Consider the following 17190-nt stretch of genomic DNA (forward strand, 5'->3'; position numbering starts at 1 on the left):
CGCACTCTAGGCGGATCCGGTCTCGTCACACCTCTGGCCAGATACCCCTGGGGGGTATATATTCCGGGCTATGGACCACACCCTTCCTCACCACACGGAGCACCACACGCACCAGGCCGCGGCTTCCTGGGGGACCGCCGTGAAGGCCACGCTGCACTGCCTCACCGGCTGTGCGATCGGCGAGATCCTCGGCATGGTGATCGGTACGGCGCTGGGCTGGGGCAATGTGCCCACGATGGCTCTCGCGATCGGGCTCGCGTTCCTCTTCGGCTACTCGTTCACCCTGTTCGCCGTGGCGCGCGCCGGCCTGAGCCTCAAGGCCGCGATCAAGGTCGCGCTCGCGGCCGACACGGTCTCGATCGCGGTGATGGAACTCGTCGACAACGCGATCATCGCGCTCACCCCGGGAGCGATGGACGCGCATCTCACCGAGGGCCTGTTCTGGTACGCGCTCCTCGGTGGATTCGCGGTCGCGTTCCTGATCACCACCCCGGTCAACAAGTGGATGATCGGCCGCGGCAAGGGGCACGCGGTGGTGCACGCGCACCACTGACGCACCGTCTGACGCACCGTCACCGCGGCACGTGAGCCGGATCATAGGCCGGGGATTGAGTGCCCGGCCCGGGCGGGGCCCGTACCCCTGGGTGACGCAATGGGGCCGGATGCGAGGATGAGGCGCCATGACAGCTGGGTGGGGCGTGCGCGCGACGCGGTCCGCGGTCTTCGCGGCCGTCTGCGTCGTGCTCGCCGCCCTGGGCCACGTCATGATGTCCGGCGATCACGTGCCGCTGCCCACGCTGGCGTCCGGCTGGGTCCTGACCGGCCTCGCGGGCTGGTGCCTGGCGGGGCGCGAACGAGGGCTCCGGCTCGTCGTCGCCGTAGCCGTGAGCGTGCAGACGGCACTGCACTCGGCGTTCTCGCTCACCTCCCGGACCCCCGGCACCCCGGCCCTCTCGACGGCCGCGGGCGGTCCCGTGGGGCACGACATGGGCGCCCCCATGGAGCACCTGGGACACACGGGGCACGCCTCGGCCGGTGACACCTCCCTCGGCATGCTCGCCGCCCACCTCCTCGCCGCGCTGCTGTGCGGACTGTGGCTGGGCCACGGGGAACGCGCCGCCTTCCGGCTCCTGCGCGCCGTGGGCAGCCGGCTGGCCGCGCCGCTGCGCCTGCTGTTCGCCCTGCCCGCGCCGCCGCCCCCGGCGGTGCGCGTCCGCCGTCCGGCCTCGGACCGGGCGCCGCGGCTCCTCCTTCTCGTCCACGCGGTCACCTCCCGCGGCCCGCCCCCGGGGACCGCTGCCGCCTGACGGCAGCCGGCAGTTCCGGGGCGGCCCTCGCGCGCCCCGGCCTCGGCCGTACGCCTCTGCGACGGGCCCTGCCCGCGGGCGGTCACGCCTGCCCGGCGGGCGCTCAGCGGATCCGGCGGCCGACTCCCCGCTCACCGGACCACGCGGCCCCGCGCGCACGCCCGGCACCCGCCGTGCCCCCGCGCCCGTGCGCCCCTGGTCCCGGAATCCGAGAAGGACCTCAGGTGATCACTCCTGCCCCGCCCCGTGAGAGATCGGCGTCCGCCGACGCGGCGATAACCGCCTGGGCGCTGGCCGCCCGGGGCGGTGACCCCGCGGCCGTCGAGCGGTTCGTGCGCGCCCTCCACCGCGACGTCATCCGCTACGTCGCCCATCTGTGCGCCGACCCGCAAGCGGTGGACGACCTGGCCCAGGACACGTTCCTGCGGGCCCTCGGCAGCCTGCACCGCTTCGAGGGCCGGTGCTCGGCACGTGTCTGGCTGCTCGCCATCGCGCGGCGCGCGGTCGCCGACAGCATCCGGCACGCCGCCGTCCGCCCCCGCCCGGCCGACCTGCCGGACTGGCAGCCGGCGGCCGAACTCGCCCAGCCGCGCGGCCTGCCCGGCTTCGACGACGGGGTCGCGCTGCTGGAACTGCTGGCCCGGCTGCCGGACGAGAGGCGCGAGGCGTTCGTCCTCACGCAGCTGCTCGGCCTGCCGTACGCCGAGGCGGCCGAGCTGAGCGACTGCCCGGTCGGCACGGTCCGCTCCCGCGTGGCCCGCGCCCGGGCGACGCTCCTGGCCCTGCTCGCCGAGGCGGAGGGCCCGCCGGCGCCCGCACCCCGCGCGACGCCGGCGCCCCGCGCGGCGCCTGCACCCCGCGCGGCGCCTGCACCCCGCGCGGCGCCTGCACACCGCGCGGCGCCTGCACACCGCGCGGCACCCGCACGCCGCGAGACACCCGCACCGTGCGCGGCACCCGCACCGTGCGCGGCACCCGCACCGTGCGCGGCGCCCGGACCCTGCGCGGCGCCCGCACCGTGCGCGGCGCCCGGACCCTGCGCGGCGCCCGCACCCCGCGCGGCCCCCGCGCCGGCGGCCGCCTGAGGCGCCCCGGCCGCCCGGTGCCCCGCTTCCCCGGGGGCGCCGGGCGGCCGTGGGTCGAGCCGGCAGCACGGAACCCCGTCACGCCGTCAACTCCGTCACCTCCGTCGCCACCGGGGGCCGGTGGCACCCCGCTCGGTGCGCACGGCGCCCCGCGGGCGAGGGCCGGCGGGCTTCGCGGACCGGGAGGTGACCCGCCGTCGGGCCGCCCGGGACCTCGGCGTTCGGCCCCACGGACACCGTGCCGTCGGCGGGCCCGCCCCACGCGGGCGCCCGGCACGCGTGCCCGGTCACCGGAAGCGGCGGCCCGGGGAGGGCTCAGTGCTCAGTCCCGGGCGGGCTCGATGTTCTGGTTCGCATGGAACAGGTTGTCCGGGTCGTAGGTCCGCTTGACGCGGGCCAGCCGGTCGTAGTGGTCGCGGTAGGTCGTCCGGACCCGCTCCTGGCCCTCGTCCGCGCCCATGAAGTTCACGTACGCGCCGCCCATCGAGTACGGGTGCAGCTCCTCCTGGTAGTCGACGCACCACTGCCTGATGACCCCGGCGTTGGCCGGATCGGGGTCGACTCCGCCGAAGACGCCGGACCAGACCGCGTCCCGGTAGCTCCACGCCGTGTCGTCCGGGCCCACCCGGTGGGCGGCCCCGTCGACCGGATACAGGTGCATCAGCGACAGCGGAGTGGGGATGTTCTCGCCGTACTTGAGGTGGATGTCCAGCGCGGCGTCGGGGATCGAGTCGAAGAAGTCCCCGCGCCAGTACCACTGGTAGCCGCCCGGGATCAGCTCGTCGAACATGCCCTGCAGCGCGTCGTACGGCATCGGCGCCGAGAAGTGGAAGGCGGGCCTGCCCGGTTCGCTCACCGCGGACAGGGCCGCGTCGGCCGCGCCGGGGTCGCCCGTGCAGCACCACACCACGCCGCACACCTTGTGCCCGTGCAGCTCCTCGGGGAAGGGCGGGGCGGGCGGGACGACGAGGACGGCGAAGAAGCCGTACACGTCCTCGGGCGCCCGCGGCAGGAACTCCCGGTACCACGCCAGGACTTCGCGCGTGCTGTCGACCGGCCAGACGGTCGCCCCCGCCACGACCGTGCCCACCGGGTGCAACCGGTAGGTGAGTGAGGTGACGATCCCGAAGTTGCCGCCGCCCCCGCGCAGGGCCCAGAACAGGTCCGGGTGGCGGCTCTCGCTCGCGGTGACGAAGCTGCCGTCGGCGAGCACCACGTCAGCGGAGACGAGATTGTCCACGGTCAGGCCGTACTTGCGCGTCAGGTAGCCGTGGCCGCCGCCGAGGGTCAGCCCTCCCAGGCCTGTCATGGAGACGATGCCCGTGGGGGTGGCGAGCCCGAACGCCTGCGTGGCGTGGTCGAGATCGCTGAGCCTGCTGCCGCCGCCCGCCTGGGCGGTCCTGGTCTCCGGGTCGACCCGCGCCCAGCGCATCGGCGACAGGTCGACGGTCACGCCGTCGTCCACCAGGCACAGGCCCGGCCCGCTGTGCCCGCCGCCGCGGACGGCGAGCTCCAGACCGTGGTCGCGGACGTAGTCGACCGCGGCCATGACGTCCGAGGCGTCCCGGCAGGGCACGAAGGCGGCGGGCCGTTTGTCGATCATCCCGTTGTAGATGCTGCGGGTCCGGTCGTACTCGGCGTCCCGCGGGCCGATCACCGGCCCCCGCAGCGTGGTTCGCATGTCTTCCAGGGTGGCGCTGTCCATGACGATCTCCTCGGGGCGCCCGGCCGGTACCGACTCCTCCAGCCTCTCGCCGTGCCCGGCGCGACGCATGTCCGGCACCGGCGGGCGACCACGACGTCTGGACTGTCTATCCAAGAGCTGGACGTGTGGTCTAGAGTGGCGGGGGAGAGGGGAGGCCGGATGACCGAGCGAACGGACGGGGAGCGGGACGCGATCCTCGCCGCACTGGTGCCGGTGGTCCACGGGATCGCCGCGACCTTCGGGCCCGTCTGCGAGGTCGTGCTGCACGACTACCGCGACCCGGAGAGATCGGTGGTCACCGTGGCCGGATCGGTCACCGGGCGGACGGCCGGAGGCGCGATGAGCGAGATCGGCCTGCGCGTCCTCGCGCGCGGCGACGAGGCGGCCGACGAGCTGAACTACGTCACCCGCACCCGCAACGGGACGCGGGTGAAGTCGTCCACGATGGTGCTGCGGGACTCCACGGGGGCCGTCTTCGGCGCCCTCTGCGTGAACGTGGACGTCGGCGCCGTCGGCCGGGTCCAGGAGCTGCTCGGCGCGCTCGCCGGGCACGCGGCGGAGCCGGCGGAGCTGCCCACCACCACCTTCGGCAACGACATCGACTCCGTCGTCGACGCCCTCGTCGACGCCCACCGGTCCCGCCAGCGCGGCAGCTGGGCGGAGCTCGACCGCGCGGAGCGCCTGGAGCTGTTCGGCGGGCTGGACGCGCGCGGTGTCTTCGCCGTGCGCGGCGCCGTCGAACAGGTCGCCGCCCGGCTCGGCATCTCCCGCGCCTCCGCCTACCACTACCTGTCCCAGGCCCGGGCCGCCCACGACACCCCCACCGGAGGATCCGCGTGACGACCACCACCCCACCGGTCACCCTCGACGACGTCCGGGACGCCGCCGCCCGTCTGCGGGGCGTGGCCCACCGCACCCCCGTGCTGCGCTCCCGCACGCTCGACGCGCTCGTCGGCGCCGAGGTCCACCTCAAGTGCGAGAACTTCCAGCGCGTGGGCGCCTTCAAGTTCCGCGGCGCCTACAACGCCGCCTCCCGCCTCACCCCGGAGCAGCTGTCCCGGGGCATCGCCGCCTACTCGTCCGGCAACCACGCCCAGGCCGTCGCCCTCGCCGCCCGCGAGCTGGGCACCACCGCCGTCATCGTCATGCCCGAGGACGCCCCGCCGTCCAAGCGCGCGGCCACCGCCGGCTACGGCGCCGAGATCGTCACCTACGACCGCTACAGCGGCGACCGCGTCGCCATCGCCGAGGCCCTGGCCGCCGAGCGGGGCCTCGCCCTCATCCCGCCCTACGAACACCCGCACGTCATGGCCGGACAGGGCACGGCCGCTCTCGAACTGCTGGAGGACACCGGTGAGCTGGGCGCGCTCCTCGCGCCGGTCGGCGGCGGCGGGCTGATGGCCGGCAGCGCCACGGTGGCCAAGGGCCTGTACCCCGGCATCCGCATGATCGGCGTCGAACCGGAGGCCGGGGACGACACCCGGCGCTCCCTGGAGGCGGGGCGGCGCGTCAGCATCCCGGTGCCGCGCACCATCGCCGACGGACAGGCCCTGCACACCCCGGGCGAACTCACCTTCTCCGTCAACCGCCGCCTCCTCGACGCGATCGCCCTGGTCTGCGACGACGAGATCCGCGACGCGATGCGGTTCGCCTTCGAGCGCCTGAAGATCGTCGTCGAACCGAGCGGCGCCACCCCGCTGGCCGCCCTGCTCACCGGCCGGGCGGGCCCGCTGCCCGCGCGGGTCGGTGTGATCATCTCCGGCGGCAACGTGGACGCGGGGCGCTTCGCCGACCTCTGCGGCCACGGCGGCTGACCCGCGGGTCACCCGAATGGCGGCCCCGGGTGGCCGGGCGGACGATGGAGAGGTAGGGCCGACCGCCGACGGCGGTGTCCAGGGCCGCCGGGGAGACCGGCCCGGCCGCGACGCACCGCGGCCGGAAGGGAGCGCGTCATGCTGGAAGTGAAGACGCTCGACAAGCCCGACGAGCGGCGTGATTTCCCCCGCGGCCACCTCGAAGCCGTCCACATGACGAATCTCGACTTCGCCGTGGCGACGTTCGAGCCGGGCTGGCGCTGGTCGGAGTCCGTGTCCCCGATCGCGGGCACCGAGAGCTGCCAGATGCACCACAACGGCTACATCGTCCAGGGACGGTTGCACATCCGCATGGACGACGGCGGTGAGACGGAGGTCGGCCCCGGCGACGTCTTCGTCTGCACCCCCGGACACGACGCCTGGGTCGTGGGCGACGAGCAGGTCGTCACGTACGACTTCCAGGGCCAGACGGCCAGGGAGTACGCGAAGGGCACCTGACGGCCACGCGTCACACCGTGACGACCACCTTGGCGCGCGCGTGCTCCACCTCCAGGTACCGGATCGCCTCGGCCGCCTCCGCGAGCGGATACGTCCGCTCCACGACCGGGGCGATCTTCCCCGACTCGGCCAGGTCCCGCAGGGTGGCGAGATGCGCCGTGCTCTGCCGCGCCGAGACCTCCAGCCACCGCTGGCCGCGCGCGAACGGCGCCAGGAACCGGCGCTTGAGGAAGAGCCCCATCGGCCCGACGGCACTGCCGCCCTCGTACACGCCGCCGCCGGACAGCACGAGCGTGCCGGTGGGGGACAGCGCGCGGCGGAGCTCCCCGAGTGAGCGGTTCCCCACCAGGTCCAGCACGACGTCGAACCGGCGCCCGGCCCGGGTGAAGTCCTCCCGGGCGTAGTCGACGACCCGGTCCGCGCCCAGCGAGCGGACCAGCTCCGCGTTCCGCGCGCTGCACACGGCCGTCACCTCCGCGCCGAACGCCTTGCCGAGCTGCACCGCGAACGTGCCCACGCCACCCGAGGCCCCGTTCACCAGGACCGACTGTCCCGGCCGCACCAGGGCGACGTCGCGCAGCGCCATGAGGGCGGTGTTCGCCGCCAGCGGCACGGCCGCGGCCTGCTCGAAGGTGAGGTTCGCGGGCTTCGGGCCCAGCTCGCCCGTCCGCGCGCACACGAACTCCGCGAAGGTGCCGTCGGCCTCCCCGTACACCTCGTCCCCGGGCGCGAGCCCCGTGACGCCGGGGCCCAGCGCCTCCACCCGGCCCGCGAAATCCCGGCCCCGCACCGGGTTCCTGGGCCTGCGCAGCCCCATCATCCCGCGCCCGAGCAGCGGATCACCGCGCATGAAGTGCCAGTCGTAGGCGTTGACCGAGGCCGCGTGCACCCGCACCAGCACCTCACCCGCGCCCGGCACCGGCCGGTCGACCTCCCGGAACTCCAGCGTGTCCGCCGAGCCGTACCGGTCCTGCACCACTGCCTTCATGGGACCCCCTCCGCCACCGCGAGCGTAGGCGGCCGCCCCGGTGCGGACCATCGGGGACGAACCCTGATTTCCCCCGGAGACCGCACGACCGGACCACCGAGCCCCCGCCGCCGGTCACACCGGCAGCAGCCGCGCCACCAGCGCGCTCAGCTGCCGGGCGTTGCGGCACTCGTGCATCTCGACCACGTCGGCGTAGGCGGGGGCGGCCGAGTCGCCGGTGCCCCAGCGGGAGCGCTGCTCCGGGTTCAGCCAGTGCACACGGCGGGCCCGCTCGGCGATCCGCCGGAGCGCGGGCAGGTTGGGGTCGCTCCGGTTCGTACGGGCGTCACCGAGGACGAACACGGTCGTGCGGGAACCGACGGCCTCCGCGTACCGCTCGGCGAACTCGCCCAGGGCCATGCCGTAGTCGCTGCTGCCGTGGTAGCCCGTGACCGCCGCCTCCGCCTGGATCCGGGCGGCCAGCCCCTCCGGGTCGGCGGTGCCGTGCTCCAGCAGCCCGGTCACCTCGTCGACGCGGTTGACGAAGGCGAACACCCGCACCTTGCCGAACTGGTCGTGCAGCGCCTGCACCAGCAGCATCGTGAAGTCCGAGAAGCCCGACACCGAGCCCGACACATCGCACAGCAGCACCAGTTCGGGGCGCGCGGGACGCCGTCTGCGCAGCACCGGCTTCATCGGGACGCCGCCCGTCGACAGCGAGCCGCGCAGGGTCCGCCGCAGATCGATCGTCCCCCGCGAGGCGCGACGGCGGCGGGCCGCGAGCCGGGTCGCCAGCTTGCGGGCGAGCGGCTGGACCGTCCTGCGCAGTTCGGCCAGCCGGTCCTTCCCGGCGAACAGGAAGTCGACCCGGTCGGCGGTCGGGGCCACCGCCCGCCGGGCGATCTCGTCCCGCCCCCGGCGCTCGGCCACCCGGCGCCGCGCCTCCGCGGTCACCAGCGCGCGGAAGGCCTCGATGCGCCGCCGGATCTCGTCCTCCAGCAGCCGGTCCGTGAAGCCCTGGCTGCCGCCCCGCGCGCGCACGGAGTCGCGGACCCGGGCCATGAGGGTCTGCGGCCGCAGCCGCTCCAGCGCCTGGTACGACGACCAGCCGTCCGACTCCGGTGCGGAGCCGTAGCCGCCGAAGCCGTCGACCGCCTCGACCGCCAGCCGGCCCAGCAGGGCCCGGTCGTCGGCGGCCAGGGCCTCGGCCAGCCGGTCGCGCAGCTCCTCGCGGCCCGCCGTCCGCCCGGCCGGGCCGCCGACCCCGCGCGGGAAGTACAGGTCGAAGACCTGGTCGAACACCTGCCGCTGCCCGGGCCCGTGCAGCAGCGTCGCCGCCAGCCCTTCCCGCAACAGTTCCCGGTCCGCCAGGCCGAGTTCGCCGACCGCCCGCGCCGCGTCCACCGTCTCGCCGGTGCCGATCCGGACGCCGTGCGCGCGCAGCGCCCCGACCAGGGACGTCAGCCGCTCCGCGACACCGGCCGGTGTGGTCACAGGGCGTCCAGGTCGAGCTTGGCGGACGCCTTGAGGACGTCGTCCTGATGCTTGAGGAGCACCCCCAGGGTGGCCCGCACCACCGTCTCGTCCAGCGTGTCCGCGCCGAGCGCGAGCAGCGTGTGCGCCCAGTCGACGGTCTCGGCGACCGACGGCACCTTGCGCAGGTCCATCGCCCGCAGCGCGCCCACGACCCGGACGACCGAGCGGGCGAGCGCCTCGTCGAGCCCGGGCACCTTCAGCCGGACGATCCGGCGCTCCAGCTCCTCCTCGGGGAAGCCGATGTGCAGGAACAGGCAGCGGCGGCGCAGCGCCTCGGACAGCTCCCGGCTCGCGTTCGAGGTGAGGACGACGAAGGGGCGGCGCGTGGCGGTGATGGTGCCCAGCTCGGGGACGGTCACCTGGAAGTCGCTGAGCACCTCCAGCAGCAGGCCCTCCACCTCGACGTCGGCCTTGTCGGTCTCGTCGATCAGCAGCACCTTCGGGTCGTCGCCCCGGATGGCCGTCAGCAGGGGCCGGGTGAGCAGGAACTCCTCGCTGAAGATGTCCGTGCGGGTCTCGTCCCACGACGCGTCGCGGCCCGCGCTGATGCGCAGCAGCTGCTTGGCGTGGTTCCACTCGTACAGCGCCCGGGACTCGTCGACGCCCTCGTAGCACTGCAGGCGGACCAGCCGGGCCCCGGCGACCCGGGCGACGGCCTTGGCGAGCTCCGTCTTGCCGACGCCCGCCGGGCCCTCCACCAGCAGCGGCTTGCCCAGGCGGTCCGCGAGGAACACGGTCGTGGCGACGGCGGGGGAGGCGAGATAACCGGTCCCGGCCAGGCGGGCGGAGACATCGTCGACGGACGTGAACAACGGAGCCTCCAGCGGCGAGAGGTCGTACGGGCGGGTCCGCACCTATCTAAGCGCTTGTTCAGCGCCGCTGTCACGGGGTTCCGTGCCCGCACGGGCCGCCGGGACCCGCGCCGGGGGGTGTGCTCGGCGGGACCCGGCGGGTACCCGGCCGTTCCCCGCACGGAGAAAGGGCTGACCCGGTATGCGTATCGATCTGAGGGGCCGCACCGCTCTCGTCACCGGCTCCACCCAGGGCATCGGCGCCGCGATCGCCACGGGCCTGGCCCGGGCCGGCGCCCGGGTGGGCGTCAACGGACGCTCGCCGGGGCGGGTGGAGGAGGCCGTGGACCGGATGCGGGGCGAGGTCCCCGGCGCCGACCCGGTGCCCGTCGCCGCCGACGTCACGGCCGCCGAGGGCGCGCGGCAGGCCGTGGAGGCCCTCGGGACGGTGGACGTCCTCGTCAACAACCTCGGCGTCTTCGAGTCGGCGGACCCCCTGGAGATCAGCGACGCGCAGTGGCGCCGCTTCTTCGAGGTGAACGTCCTGTCGGCCGTGCGCCTCACGCGCATGGTCCTGCCCGGCATGACCGAGCGCGGCTGGGGGCGCGTGCAGTACATCGCCAGCGACTCGGCGGTCGTCATCCCCGTCGAGATGATCCACTACGGCATGTCCAAGACGGCCCTGCTGGCGGTGAGCCGGGGGTTCGCCAAGCAGGCGGCCGGCACCGGCGTCACGGTGAACTCCGTCATCGCCGGGCCGACCCGCACCGGCGGCGTGGAGGACTTCGTGTACCAGCTCGTCGGCCGCGACCTGCCGTGGGACGAGGCCCAGCGCGCCTTCATGCGGCAGCACCGCCCGCAGTCCCTCCTCCAGCGGCTCATCGAACCGGAGGAGATCGCGAACATGGCCGTCTACCTCGCCTCGGACCAGGCCTCGGCGACCACGGGCGGCGCTCTGCGCGTCGACGGCGGCTACGTCGACGCGATCCTGCCCTGACTCACGCCTCGTCCACCAGGATCACCTCCAGCGTGCGCGGGCCGTGCACCCCCTCGACCCGGTCCAGCTCGATGTCGCTGGTCGCCGACGGACCGGAGATCCACGTCAACGGCCGTGCCGGATCCAGCCGTTCGAGCCCCTGCGGCACCGAGGACACCACCTGCGAGGGGACCCGTACGACACAGATGTGATGGTCCGGGACGAGGGTGATCCGGCGCCGGCCCTGGTCGGGCGAGCCGTCCAGCACGAGCGTCCCGGTCTCCGCGATCGCCACCGCACAGCCCGTCACGACGCTGTCCACCCGGTCGAGTTCGTGCGGGGTGCTCTCCGCCCGGTCCGCCACCCGCGTCACGCCGGTCGCCGCCAGCCACCCCTCGTCCAGCCCGGGCGGCACCAGCACCGACCTCGACCCGCGCTTCTCCAGCAGCGCGGCGATCAGCCCGGCCGGCCCCTCGCCGCCGGTGCGGTGCACGAGCGCCCGGTAGTCCGCCAGGTTCTCGGCGAGCAGGTCCACCATCTGCGCGGCGGTCCGCTGCCCGTGCTCGCGCAGATAGTCCCGCGCGATCGGCGTGTCGTCGGCCGGCGCGTCCGCGAGCGCGCGCCGCACCCGCCCCAGGATCCGCTCCCTGCTGTTCACTTCGCCCCGTCCTTCCCGCCGCGCGTGCGCTGCCACCAGTCCCGGAACGGCTCGGCGGGCACCGGCGGCAGATCCCGCGTCCCGCTCCACGCCCGGCCCGGGCCGGGCAGCGTACGGGGGTGGAAGCGGCGGGTCCGGGACGCGGCGCGCTGCCCGGTGCGCAGCGCGCCGGGGCGGGTGAACGCCCAGCGCGCCGCGCGCATCGCGGCCCGCTCGGCGGCGTGCCCCTTCGCGGGCCGCAGCACCACCTTGTTGCCCTCCCTGGTGACCGCCCCGCCCTGCACGACCCGTTCCCGCAGGTGCACCAGCACCTCGGGGATGTCGATGGCGACCGGGCAGACCTCGTAGCACGCCCCGCACAGCGAGGACGCGTACGGCAGCGACGCGTCGATCTCGCTGCCCGTGCCCCGCAGTTGAGGGCTGAGGATCGCGCCGATCGGGCCCGGGTACACCGAGCCGTAGGCGTGGCCGCCGGCCCGCTCGTACACCGGGCACACGTTCAGGCACGCCGAGCAGCGGATGCAGCGCAGCGCCTGCCGGCCGACCTCGTCGGCGAGGGTGTCGGTGCGGCCGTTGTCGAGCAGCACCAGATGGAACGTCCGTGGGCCGTCCTCGTCGGTCGTGCCGGTCCAGGTCGACGTGTACGGGTTCATGCGCTCGGCCGTGGAGGAGCGGGGCAGGGTCTGCAGGAAGACCTCCAGGTCCCGCCAGGACGGCACGATCTTCTCGATGCCGACGACCGAGATCAGCGTCTCGGGCAGGGTCAGGCACATCCGCCCGTTGCCCTCGGACTCCACGACCACCAGCGTGCCCGTCTCGGCGACCATGAAGTTGGCGCCGGAGATGCCGACCTTGGCGCGCAGGAACTTCTCCCGCAGGTGCAGCCGGGCGGCCTCGGCGAGTTCGGCGGGCCTGTCGGTGAGGCCCTCGGGGGCCGGGCGGCCCCACTCGCCCATCTCGCGGGCGAAGATGTCGCGGATCTCGCCCCGGTTGCGGTGGATCGCCGGGACGAGGATGTGCGAGGGCCGGTCCTTGCCCAACTGCACGATCAGCTCGGCGAGATCGGTCTCGTAGGCGGCGATGCCCGCGGCCTCAAGCGCCTCGTTCAGCCCGATCTCCTGCGTGGCCATCGACTTGACCTTGACGACCTCCGACTCGCCGGTCATCCGCACGAGTCGCGTGACGATCTCGTTGGCCTCGGCCGCGTCGGCGGCCCAGTGCACGATGCCGCCCGCCGCCGTGACCGACTCCTCCAACTGGACCAGGTAGCGGTCGAGATGACGCAGCGTGTGGTCCTTGATCCGCTTGCCCGCCTCGCGCAGCGCGGCCCAGTCGGACACCTCGCTGACGGCCTTGGCCCGCTTGGCGCGGATGGTGTGCGTGGCGTGCCGGAGGTTGCCGCGCAGGGTCGTGTCACCCACCGCCGCGCGTGCGGCCTCCGGAAACGCCGGCATGCCGACGAACGTCCCGCTCATACGGCCGGTTCCTCCTCCGTGCTCGCCAGGATCTCCGCGAGGTGCACCGGCCGCATGCCGCTGCGCAGCCGGGTCATCGTCCCGCCGAGGTGCATCAGGCACGAGTTGTCGGCCGCGCACAGCACCTCGGCGCCCGTCGACTCGGCGTTGCGCACCTTGTCCGCGCCCATCGCCGCCGAGACGTCGGCGTTCTTCAGCGCGAAGGTGCCGCCGAACCCGCAGCACTCCTCGGCGCCCGGCAGCTCCACCAGCTCCAGTCCCCGCACGGCCTCGAGCAGCCGCCGCGGCCGGTCGCCGAGCCCGAGTCCGCGCAGCCCGTGGCAGGTCGGGTGGTACGTCACCGTGTGCGGGTAGTACGCGCCGACGTCCGTCACGCCCAGCACGTCCACCAGGAACTCGGTCAGCTCGTACGTCTTCGGCACCACCGGCGCCAGCGTGGCCGCCAGGGTGTCCCCGCGCCCCTCGGCCCGGGCCCGCTCGCCCATCCGCGGATACAGCTCCCGCACCATCGCCCCGCACGACCCGGACGGCGTCACGATCGCCTCGTAGCCGCCGAAGACATCGGAGAAGTGCCGGGCGAGGGGCTCGGCCTCATGGCGGTATCCGGTGTTGTAGTGCGCCTGCCCGCAGCAGGTCTGCGCCATCGGGAAGTCGACGTCGACGCCCAGTCTGGTCAGCAGTTTCACCACGGCGCGCCCGGTGTCCGGATACAGCGTGTCGTTGACGCAGGTCAGGAACAGGGCGACACGCATCGCGGCTCCTTGTGGGTTGATCATCGGACGAGTGCAGCGTAGTGCGGGCGCGAGGCGTCAGGGAGACCCCGTCAGCCACCGGCGAGCCGGGCCTGGGCGGCACGCCACCGCCCGGTGCCGCCGCGCGGCTCGTAGCGCGCGAGCGGCTGCGTACGGGCCAGCAGCTCACGCATCCCGGCCAGGTCACCGGCCCGCCCGTGGGCACGCGCCTGCACGAGCACGTTGCCCAGGGCGGCCGCCTCGGTCGGCCCGGCCACCACCGGCAGCCCGCACGCGTCGGCGGTCAGCTGGCACAGCAGCGCGTTGTGCGTGCCGCCGCCGACCACGTGCACCACGTCGACCGCGTGCCCGGCGAGCCGCTGGGCGTCCTCGACCGCCCTGCGGTGGGCGAGGGCGAGGGAGTCGAGGATGCAGCGGGTCACCTCGGCCCGGGACGCGGGCACGGGCTGGCCCGAGGCCCGGCAGGCCCCGGCGATCCGCTCCGGCATCCGCCCGGGCGCGAGGAACGCCGCGTCGCCCGCGTCCACGACCGACCGCAGCGCCGGCACCCGGGACGCCTCCCGCAGCAGCGTGTCCAGATCCGGGTCGCCCCAGGCCCGCACGCACTCCTGGAGCAGCCACAGCCCCATGATGTTGCGCAGGTAGCGGACCGTGCCGTCCAGGCCCAGCTCGTTGGTGAAGTTGGCCGCCCGGCTCTCCTCGGTCAGCACCGGCGCGTCCAGCTCCAGACCGGCCAGGGACCAGGTCCCGGTGCAGATGTAGGCGAACCGCTCACCGGCGGCCGGAACCGCGGCGACGGCCGACGCGGTGTCGTGCGACCCGACGGCCGTCACCGGCACGGGCCCGGTCAGCCCCGTCTCCTCCAGCACCTCCGGACGCAGCACCCCCGCGGGGTCCCCGGGACGGCGCAGCGGCGCGAACAGCCCCAGGTCGATCCCGAGGCGCCCGGCGACGCCGTACGCCCAGTCGCGGGTGCGCGGATCGATCAGCTGGGTGGTGGAGGCGTTGGTCAGTTCCGTGCCCTGCTCGCCGGTGAGCCAGTACGACAGCAGATCGGGGATCAGCAACAGGCGCCTCGCCCGGCCGAGTTGGACCGTGGAACGGGCCGCCGCCAGCTGGTACAGCGTGTTGAAGGGCGCGTACTGCAGCCCGGTCGCCGCGTACAGCTCCGCCGCGGGCACGGTCGCCCACACCTTCTCGGCGACACCCTCGGTCCGCGCGTCCCGGTAGTGCACGGGATTGCCGAGCAGCGCCCCGTCGGCGTCCAGCAGCCCGTAGTCCACGGCCCAGCTGTCGATGCCGACGGAGTCCACCTGCCCGGCCGCCCGCAGCCCTTCGAGCACCCCCGCGTACAGCCCGAGCACGTCCCAGCGCAGCCCTTCCGGTACCCGCACGGGCCGGTTGGGGAAGCGGTGGACCTCGGTCAGCTCCAGCGCGCCGGGGCCGACGCGGCCGGCCATCACCCGCCCGCTGGACGCGCCGAGGTCGACTGCCGCGTACGTCCTCATCTGCGCGCTCATCGCAGGAAGGCGGCGGCCACGCCGGCGTCGACCGGGATGTGCAGACCGGTCGTGTGCGTGAGGTCGCCGCCGGTCAGCGCGAAGACCGCGCCCGCGACATGCTCGGGGAGCACCTCGCGCTTGAGGATGGTCCGCTGCGCGTAGAACTCGCCCAGCTTCTCCTCCTCCACCCCGTACACGGCGGCCCGCTGGGCGCCCCACCCGCCCGCGAAGATCCCCGAGCCGCGCACGACGCCGTCCGGGTTGACCCCGTTGACGCGGATCCCGTGCTCGCCCAGCTCGGCGGCGAGCAGCCGCACCTGGTGGGCCTGGTCGGCCTTGGTGGCCGAGTAGGCGATGTTGTTGGGCCCGGCGAACACGGCGTTCTTGGAAGCGATGTAGACGATGTCGCCGCCCAGGCCCTGGGCGATCATCACCCGGGCCGCCTCCCGCGACACGAGGAAGGACCCGCGCGCCATGATGTCGTGCTGGAGGTCCCAGTCCTTCGCGGAGGTCTCCAGCAGCGGCTTGGAGATCGAGATGCCGGCGTTGTTGACCACCAGGTCGACACCGCCGAAGGCCAGCACCGCCGCCCGGAACGCCTCGGCGATCTGCTCCTCGGACGTCACGTCCACGGTCACGGCGACGGCCTTGTCGGGCCCGCCCAGTTCCCCGGCGACCGCCTCGGCGTTCTCCGTGTTCAGGTCCGCGACGACCACGCACGCCCCCTCGGCCACCAGCCGGTGCGCGATGGCCTTGCCGATCCCGCTGCCGGCACCGGTCACCAGCGCGACCCGCGTCGCGAGCGCCTTCGGCTTCGGCATCCGCTGGAGCTTGGCCTCCTCCAGCGCCCAGTACTCGATGCGGAACTTCTCCGACTCCTCGATGGGCGCGTACGCCGAGACGGCCTCCGCCCCGCGCATCACGTTGACGGCGTTGACGTAGAACTCGCCCGCGACCCGGGCGGTCTGCTTGTCCTTGCCGAACGAGAACATGCCCACGCCCGGGACCAGCACGATCGCCGGGTCCGCGCCGCGCATGGCGGGCGAGCCGGGCTCGGCGTGCCGCCGGTAGTAGGCCGCGTACTCCTCGCGGTATCCGGCGTGCAGCTCCCGCAGCCGGGCGATCGCCTCGTCGAGCGGTGCGGTCGGCGGCAGGTCGAGCACCAGCGGCCGGACCTTGGTCCGCAGGAAGTGGTCGGGGCAGGAGGTGCCGAGCGCGGCGAGCCGCGGATGCTCCGCACGCGCGAGGAAGTCGAGGACCACCTCGGAGTCGTCGAAGTGCCCCACCTGGGGCCGGTCCTGTGAGGCGAGGGCGCGCACGTACGGCGCCAGGGCGGCGGCCCGCTCCCGCCGCTCCCCGTCGCCCAGCGCGGCGTACCCCTCGATCACCGGCCCGAAGGGCTCGGCCTTCCCCCGCTCGGCGAGGAACGTCTCGGCGGTCCGGATGATGAACAGCGAGTTCCGCTCGCACTCCTCGGAGGTGTCGCCCCAGGCGGTGATCCCGTGCCCGCCGAGGACGCACCCCACGGCCCGCGGGTTGGCCTTCTTCACGGCGGCGATGTCCAGCCCCAGCTGGAACCCGGGCCGCCGCCACGGCACCCACACCACGCTGTCCCCGAAGCACTCGGCGGTCAGCTTCTCCCCGTCGGCGGCACAGGCCAGCGCGATCCCCGAATCAGGGTGCAGATGATCGACGTGCGCGGCCTCGACCAGCCCGTGCATGGCGGTGTCGATGGACGGGGCGGCCCCGCCCTTGCCGTGCAGGCAGTAGTCGAACGCGGCGACCATCTCGTCCTCGCGCTCGACCCCCGGGTACACGTCGGCGAGCGCCCGCATCCGGTCCAGCCGCAGTACGGCCAGCCCCGCCTCGGTCAGCGTCCCGAGGTCACCGCCGGACCCCTTGACCCACATCAGCTCGACGTCCCCGCCGGTGACGGGATCGGTCTCGACCCCCTTGGCGGAGGCGTTGCCCCCCGCGTAGTTGGTGTTCCGGGGATCACTGCCGAGCCGGTGCGACCGGGCGAGCAGAGCGTCGGCTTCGGGGTGAACAGCCATGAACAGTTCCATTCCAAGAGAGAGTGAGGTGCCTTCTTTTCAGGGGCGCGGGAACTGCGCGATCAACCAC

15 protein-coding genes and 1 pseudogene are annotated in these 17190 nt (G+C 74.2%); 7 read left to right on the plus strand and 9 right to left on the minus strand.

Annotation, left to right across the window (positions count from 1 at the left end; translation table 11 throughout):
* Positions 1 to 70 precede the first annotated feature (70 nt).
* The 3 genes and pseudogenes from ABZY20_RS08420 to ABZY20_RS08430 all read left to right on the plus strand — a co-directional run.
* Complete coding sequence (locus ABZY20_RS08420; protein ID WP_356438398.1) at positions 71 to 553, plus strand: DUF4396 domain-containing protein; 483 nt, start codon at positions 71 to 73, stop codon at positions 551 to 553.
* A 127-nt stretch (positions 554 to 680) separates the two neighbouring features.
* On the plus strand, positions 681 to 1307 hold the full coding sequence (locus tag ABZY20_RS08425) for a hypothetical protein (protein WP_356438401.1): 627 nt from the start codon (positions 681 to 683) through the stop codon (positions 1305 to 1307).
* A gap of 224 nt (positions 1308 to 1531) precedes the next feature.
* Positions 1532 to 2107 (plus strand): annotated as a pseudogene (locus ABZY20_RS08430) (sigma-70 family RNA polymerase sigma factor); the annotation flags it as partial.
* A gap of 607 nt (positions 2108 to 2714) precedes the next feature.
* Here ABZY20_RS08430 and ABZY20_RS08435 read toward each other — a convergent pair.
* Entirely contained in the window at positions 2715 to 4097 is a 1383-nt protein-coding gene (locus tag ABZY20_RS08435) for an FAD-binding oxidoreductase (protein WP_356438691.1), read from the minus strand.
* 159 nt (positions 4098 to 4256) lie between these two features.
* On the opposite strand from ABZY20_RS08435, the gene ABZY20_RS08440 reads away from it, so the two are divergent.
* The 3 genes from ABZY20_RS08440 (at position 4257) to ABZY20_RS08450 (ending at position 6409) form a co-directional block, all read left to right on the plus strand.
* A complete protein-coding gene (locus ABZY20_RS08440; protein WP_356438404.1) occupies positions 4257 to 4937 on the plus strand; it encodes a PAS domain-containing protein in 681 nt (226 codons plus the stop codon).
* Positions 4934 to 5911 (plus strand): pyridoxal-phosphate dependent enzyme, encoded by a 978-nt coding sequence (locus ABZY20_RS08445; RefSeq protein WP_356438407.1) that lies wholly within the window; start codon positions 4934 to 4936, stop codon positions 5909 to 5911. The genes ABZY20_RS08440 and ABZY20_RS08445 overlap by 4 nt, the downstream gene beginning before the upstream one ends.
* A gap of 138 nt (positions 5912 to 6049) precedes the next feature.
* Positions 6050 to 6409 (plus strand): cupin domain-containing protein, encoded by a 360-nt coding sequence (locus tag ABZY20_RS08450; RefSeq protein ID WP_356438410.1) that lies wholly within the window; start codon positions 6050 to 6052, stop codon positions 6407 to 6409.
* A gap of 10 nt (positions 6410 to 6419) precedes the next feature.
* Here the strand turns inward: ABZY20_RS08450 and ABZY20_RS08455 are convergent, their stop codons facing one another.
* From ABZY20_RS08455 to ABZY20_RS08465, 3 genes are all read right to left on the minus strand, one after another.
* Entirely contained in the window at positions 6420 to 7397 is a 978-nt protein-coding gene (locus ABZY20_RS08455; RefSeq protein ID WP_356438413.1) for an NAD(P)-dependent alcohol dehydrogenase, read from the minus strand.
* 114 nt (positions 7398 to 7511) lie between these two features.
* Complete coding sequence (locus tag ABZY20_RS08460; protein ID WP_356438416.1) at positions 7512 to 8870, minus strand: VWA domain-containing protein; 1359 nt, start codon at positions 8868 to 8870, stop codon at positions 7512 to 7514.
* Positions 8867 to 9724: a MoxR family ATPase gene (locus tag ABZY20_RS08465; protein WP_356438694.1), complete on the minus strand. Its 858-nt coding sequence runs from the start codon at positions 9722 to 9724 to the stop codon at positions 8867 to 8869. The genes ABZY20_RS08460 and ABZY20_RS08465 overlap by 4 nt, the downstream gene beginning before the upstream one ends.
* Before the next feature lie 181 nt (positions 9725 to 9905).
* On the opposite strand from ABZY20_RS08465, the gene ABZY20_RS08470 reads away from it, so the two are divergent.
* A complete protein-coding gene (locus ABZY20_RS08470) occupies positions 9906 to 10700 on the plus strand; it encodes an SDR family oxidoreductase (RefSeq protein ID WP_356438419.1) in 795 nt (264 codons plus the stop codon).
* A gap of 1 nt (position 10701) precedes the next feature.
* Here the strand turns inward: ABZY20_RS08470 and ABZY20_RS08475 are convergent, their stop codons facing one another.
* The 5 genes from ABZY20_RS08475 to ABZY20_RS08495 form a co-directional block, all read right to left on the minus strand.
* Positions 10702 to 11337, minus strand: a complete 636-nt coding sequence (locus ABZY20_RS08475; protein ID WP_356438422.1) for a lactate utilization protein C — start codon at positions 11335 to 11337, stop codon at positions 10702 to 10704.
* Positions 11334 to 12812 (minus strand): lactate utilization protein B, encoded by a 1479-nt coding sequence (locus ABZY20_RS08480; protein WP_356438424.1) that lies wholly within the window; start codon positions 12810 to 12812, stop codon positions 11334 to 11336. Before ABZY20_RS08480 ends, ABZY20_RS08475 begins: the two co-directional genes overlap by 4 nt.
* Positions 12809 to 13564, minus strand: coding sequence for a (Fe-S)-binding protein (locus ABZY20_RS08485; protein WP_356438427.1), 756 nt, complete (start codon positions 13562 to 13564; stop codon positions 12809 to 12811). Before ABZY20_RS08485 ends, ABZY20_RS08480 begins: the two co-directional genes overlap by 4 nt.
* A 71-nt stretch (positions 13565 to 13635) precedes the next feature.
* Positions 13636 to 15084 carry a rhamnulokinase family protein gene (locus tag ABZY20_RS08490; protein WP_356438430.1) on the minus strand — a complete coding sequence of 483 codons (1449 nt, stop codon included), beginning with the start codon at positions 15082 to 15084 and terminating at the stop codon, positions 13636 to 13638.
* Positions 15081 to 17120 carry a bifunctional aldolase/short-chain dehydrogenase gene (locus ABZY20_RS08495; protein ID WP_356438433.1) on the minus strand — a complete coding sequence of 680 codons (2040 nt, stop codon included), beginning with the start codon at positions 17118 to 17120 and terminating at the stop codon, positions 15081 to 15083. The genes ABZY20_RS08490 and ABZY20_RS08495 overlap by 4 nt, the downstream gene beginning before the upstream one ends.
* Positions 17121 to 17190: the final 70 nt, after the last annotated feature.

It is taken from the genome of Streptomyces sp. NPDC006624 (assembly GCF_040611555.1).
Lineage (GTDB): Bacteria > Actinomycetota > Actinomycetes > Streptomycetales > Streptomycetaceae > Streptomyces.